This window comes from Phenylobacterium sp. (assembly GCF_020402505.1).
Taxonomy (GTDB): Bacteria; Pseudomonadota; Alphaproteobacteria; order Caulobacterales; family Caulobacteraceae; genus Phenylobacterium.
Window position 1 is genome coordinate 1 of the sequence record NZ_JADBZL010000215.1, and the last position, 4,878, is coordinate 4,878.

Annotated in this window: 5 protein-coding genes; all 5 read right to left on the reverse strand. The window is 70.2% G+C overall.

The annotated features are described in order from the left end of the window. Positions 1 to 1,167 (reverse strand): dihydropteroate synthase (locus IM632_RS13920; RefSeq protein ID WP_296552498.1); only part of this gene is annotated, 1,167 nt, incomplete at its 3' end. After that, the gene (locus IM632_RS13925) at positions 1,164 to 2,225 is read right to left on the reverse strand and encodes a homocysteine S-methyltransferase family protein (RefSeq protein WP_296497271.1); all 1,062 of its coding nucleotides are present in this window, start codon (positions 2,223 to 2,225) and stop codon (positions 1,164 to 1,166) included. The genes IM632_RS13920 and IM632_RS13925, both read right to left, overlap by 4 nt. A 29-nt stretch (positions 2,226 to 2,254) precedes the next feature. After that, the gene (metF, locus tag IM632_RS13930) at positions 2,255 to 3,175 is read right to left on the reverse strand and encodes a methylenetetrahydrofolate reductase [NAD(P)H] (protein ID WP_296520791.1); all 921 of its coding nucleotides are present in this window, start codon (positions 3,173 to 3,175) and stop codon (positions 2,255 to 2,257) included. Continuing rightward, positions 3,172 to 4,122, reverse strand: a complete 951-nt coding sequence (locus IM632_RS13935) for a metalloregulator ArsR/SmtB family transcription factor (protein WP_296552499.1) — start codon at positions 4,120 to 4,122, stop codon at positions 3,172 to 3,174. Before IM632_RS13935 ends, metF begins: the two co-directional genes overlap by 4 nt. 51 nt (positions 4,123 to 4,173) lie before the next feature. Continuing rightward, positions 4,174 to 4,878 (reverse strand): aminotransferase class III-fold pyridoxal phosphate-dependent enzyme (locus IM632_RS13940; RefSeq protein WP_296552500.1); only part of this gene is annotated, 705 nt, incomplete at its 5' end.

Genomic DNA, 4,878 nt, shown 5'->3' on the forward strand with positions numbered 1-4,878 from the left:
CTCCATGAAAGGCAGGAGCCAGGCGACGCCCTGCTTCATGACCCGCGCCGACTTCACCACCTGGGGCAGGAACATCTTGCCCGCGCCGAACAGGTCGCCCACCCGATTCATGCCGTCCATGAGGGGGCCTTCGATGACCTCCAGGGGGCGGGCGGCGGCCAATCGCGCCTCCTCGACGTCGGCCTCTATGAACTCGGTGACCCCGTGGATCAGGGCGTGGGCCAGGCGCTCGGCCACCGGGGCCTGGCGCCAGGCGAGGTCCGGCCCCTTCGCCTCGGACTTGCCGCCCTTGTAGGCCGGGGCCAGCTCCACCAGCCGCTCGGTGTTGGTCAGGGCCGGGTCGCGCCGGGGCCGGTTCAGGATGACGTCCTCGACGGCTTCGCGCAGTTCGGCCGGGATGTCGTCATAGACGGGCAGGTCGCCGGCGTTGACGATGCCCATGTCCAGGCCCGCCGCGATGGCGTGGTAGAGGAAGACCCCGTGGATCGCCCGGCGGACGGGTTCGTTGCCCCGGAAGCTGAACGAGACGTTGGAGACCCCGCCTGAGACCCGGGCGTGGGGCAGATTGGCCTTGATCCAGCGCGTCGCCTCGATGAAGTCGACGGCGTAGTTGTCGTGCTCCTCGATCCCGGTGGCGACCGCGAAGATGTTGGGGTCGAAGATGATGTCCTCTGGCGGGAAGCCCACCTCGTCCACCAGGATCCGGTAGGCGCGGGCGCAGATCTCGGTCTTGCGCGCCAGGGTGTCGGCCTGGCCCTGCTCGTCGAAGGCCATGACCACCACCGCCGCGCCATAGCGCAGGCAGGCCCGGGCCTGCTTCAGGAAGGCCGCCTCGCCCTCCTTCAGGGAGATGGAGTTGACGATGGCCTTGCCCTGGACGCAGCGCAGGCCCGCCTCGATCACCTCCCACTTGGAGGAGTCGATCATCACCGGCGCCCGGGCGATGTCCGGCTCGGCGGCGATCAGGTTGAGGAAGGTCGTCATGGCCCGCACGGAGTCGAGCAGGCCCTCGTCCATGTTGACGTCGATGATGGCGGCGCCGGCGTCCACCTGCTGGCGGGCGACGGACAGGGCCTCCGGATAGTTCCCCTCGGCCACCAGCTTGCGGAAGCGGGCCGAGCCGGTGACGTTGGTCCGCTCGCCGATGTTGACGAAGGTGGGCCTCATGACAGCTCCAGGGGCTCCAGCCCGGACAGGCGCATGGCGCGCGGGCGCTCGGGCGGCCGGCGCGGGACCAGGCCCTCAACGGCCCTGGCGACATGGGCGATGTGGTCCGGCGTCGTGCCGCAGCAGCCGCCGACGATGTTGACGATGCCGTCCCCGGCCCACTGGTGCAGCGAGTGCCCGGTCTCGTGGGGTTGCTCGTCGTACTCGCCCATGGCGTTGGGCAGGCCGGCGTTGGGATAGGCGCTGACCAGGGTGTCGGCCACCCGCGACAGCTCGGCGATGTGCGGCCGCATGAGGTCGGCGCCGAGGGCGCAGTTCAGCCCCACGGCGAAGGGCCGGGCGTGGCGCACCGAGTTCCAGAAGGCCTCCACCGTCTGTCCCGAGAGGGTGCGGCCCGACCGGTCGGTGATGGTGCCCGAGATCCAGATGGGCAGGGGCTCGTAGCCCTCGTCCTCGAGGTCCAGGATGGCCTTGATGGCCGCCTTGCAGTTCAGCGTGTCGGTGATGGTCTCGACCAGGTAGAGGTCCACGCCGCCCTCGTTCAGGGCGATGACCTGCTCGCGATAGGCCTGGTAGACCTCCTCGAAGGTGACGGACCGGGCGCCCGGGTCGTTCACGTCCGGCGACATGGACAGCATCTTGTTCAAGGGGCCGATGGAGCCGGCGACAAAGCGCGGCTTGTGCGGCTCGGCCGCGGTCCAGCGGTCGGCGGAGGCGCGGGCCAGCCGCGCGCCTTCCAGGTTGATGTCGCGCACCGCCGCTTCTAGTCCGTAGTCCGCCTGGGCGATGGTGGTGGCCGAGAAGGTGTTGGTCTCGGAGATGTCCGCCCCGGCGCCGAAATAGGCGTCGTGCAGCTCGGTGATGATGTCCGGCCGGGTGAGGCAGAGGAGGTCGTTGTTGCCCTTCAGCTGGCCCGGATGACCGGCGAAGCGCTCGCCCCGGTAGTCGGCCTCGTCCAGGTCGCGCTTCTGGATCATCACGCCCCAGGAGCCGTCGAGGACCAGGATGCGCTCCCGGGCGGCGGCCTTCAGGGCGGCGATGCGATCGGCGCGGGTCATCTGGAAAGTCTCTCCTGTCGGGCCGCCCCTCATCCCTGTCCTCCTGCTTCGGTCCGCTCGCGCAGCCCGAGGATCCGGCAGATGGCGTAGACCAGGTCGGCCCGGTTCAGGGTGTAGAAGTGGAAGTCGGAATAGCCTTCCTCGGCCAGCTTGACGCACATCTCGGCGGCCACGCCGGCGGCGATCATGCGGCGGGTCTCCGGATCCTTGTCCAGGCCTTCGAACAGGCTTCCCAGCCAGCCGGGCAGGGGGATGCCGACGGGCCCCGCCATGCGCTTCAGGCCCTTGAAGTTGGAGACCGGCATGATCCCCGGTGAGATGGGGATCGTCACGCCGGCCTTGCGGACCCGGTCCATGAACCTCAGGAAGCCATCCACGTCATAAAAGAACTGGGTGATGGCCCGGGTCGCCCCGGCGTCGATCTTGGCCTTCAGCACGTCAATGTCGTGGTCCACCGACCCGCTTTCGGGATGGGTCTGGGGATAGAGGCTGACGCTGACCTCGAAGGGGCTGATGGCGCGGATGCCGGCGGTCAGTTCGGTGGCGTTCAGGTAGCCGTCGTCGCGAGGGACATAGACCCCGCCGATCTGGCCCGGCGGGTCACCGCGCAGGGCGACGATATGGCGCACGCCCGCATCCCAGTAATCGCGGATCACCTCGTCCACCTCGGCGCGGCTGGCGTCGACGCAGGTCAGGTGGGCGGCGGGCGCCAGGCGGGTCTCCGCCAGGATGCGGGTCACCGTGCGATGGGTCCGGTCGCGGGTGGAGCCCCCGGCTCCGTAGGTGACGGAAACAAAGGCGGGGTTCAGCGGCGCCAGCCGGCGGATGGCCTCCCAGAGCGAGGCTTCGGCCTCCTCGGTCTTGGGCGGCGAGAACTCGAAAGAGACGCGGGGCGGGGCGGCGAGGCCCGCGCCGGCGCGGGCGATGGGCCCGAGGGCGGTGTCGGTCATGCGGGGCTCCGTTCGGCGGTCCAGATGCAGACGGTCAGGCCGTTGCTCCGGTCGGGGGAGAGGGTTGCCAGGCCGGTCTGGCGCAGGCCCGCCGCCGTCATCCATCGCTTCATCTCGGCGGCGGAGAAACCCAGGCGGCGATGCTGATGCTGCTCGCGGAGGATCTCGAGGGTGTGGGGGGCGAAGTCGACGATGACCATCCGTCCGCCCGGCGCGGTGAGACGCCCCGCTTCCCGAACGGCGGCGGCGGGGTCGCCCAGGAAGTGCAGGACCTGATGAACGACCACCAGGTCGGCGCAGCCGTCGGGCAGGCGGGTGGCGAAGATGTCCCCATGGCGCAGGTCGCAGGCGACCAGGCCGGCCGCCTCCACCCGGGCTCGGGCGACATTGAGCATCTGCTGCGACAAGTCCAGGCCGAGGCAGGATGCCGCCCGGGGCCCAAGCAGGGTCAGCATCCGGCCCGACCCCGTCCCCAGGTCGACCAGCCGCCGGAAGGGGCCCGGCCCGGCGGCGGCCTGGATGGCGGCCTCGACCCGGTCCTCCGCCACGTGCAGCGACCGGATCTCGTCCCAGGTGGCGGCGTTGCGCGCGAAGTACTGGTCAGCGGCGGCCCGGCGCTCCGCTCGCACAGCCTCGAGCCGTTGGGCATCCCTCAGCAGGACCGGATCGGCGGCGTCCAGGGAGGCGAGGATGCGATCGGCGAGAGTGCGGGACTCCCCCTCAGCCGCCGGTCGGTAGAAGACCCAGGCGCCGTCCGGGAACCGCTCCACCAGGCCCGCCTCGGCCAGCAGACGCAGGTGGCGCGAGACGCGGGGCTGGCTCTGGTCAAGCACCTTGCAGATCTCCAGGACCGCAAGTTCCTCCCGCGCCAGCAGGGTGAGGATGCGCAGCCGCGAGGGCTCCCCTGCGGCGCGCAGGACGTCGACGATACGGTCCGCGCTCAACATGAGCGCATAAAGATATCTTTATGTCTTTATGTCAAGCCAGCGGGGGCTGCGTCAGGCGACGTCGTCCAGCACACCGCCCAGGATGTCAAACAGCTGGCCGATCTGGGCCTCGCTGATGATGAGCGGTGGCGACAGGGCGATAATGTCGCCCGTCGCCCGGACCAGGAGTCCGGCCTTCAGGGCCTTGACCAGGACCTCGTAGCCCCGGGCGCCCGGCGCGTCCGGCCGGGGCGCCAGTTCGATGGCGCCCATCAGGCCGATGTTGCGGATGTCGATGACGTTCGGCTTGCCGCGCAGGGCGTGGAGGCTGTCCTCCCACAGGCCCGCCAGGGTCTTGACCCGGGTGAACAGGCCGTCGCGCCGGTAGATTTCCAGGCTGGCGAGGGCGGCGGCGCAGGCCACGGGATGCCCCGAGTAGGTATAGCCATGGAAGAACTCGATCGCGGCCGGAGGGCCCTGGACGATGGCGTCGTGCACCTTCCGGTGGGCGAAGACCGCGCCCATGGGCAGGGCGCCGTTGGTGATGCCTTTGGCGGTGGTCATGATGTCCGGGATGACGCCCAGGGCCTGGGCCGCAAAGGGCTCGCCCAGCCGGCCGAAGCCGGTGATGACTTCGTCGAAGATCAGCAGGATGCCATGCCGGTCGCAGATGGCGCGCAGGCGCTCGAGGTAGCCCCTGGGCGGCGGCAGGACCCCGGCCGATCCGGCCACCGGCTCGACGATCACGGCGGCGATGGTCTCGGCGCCGTGCAGGGC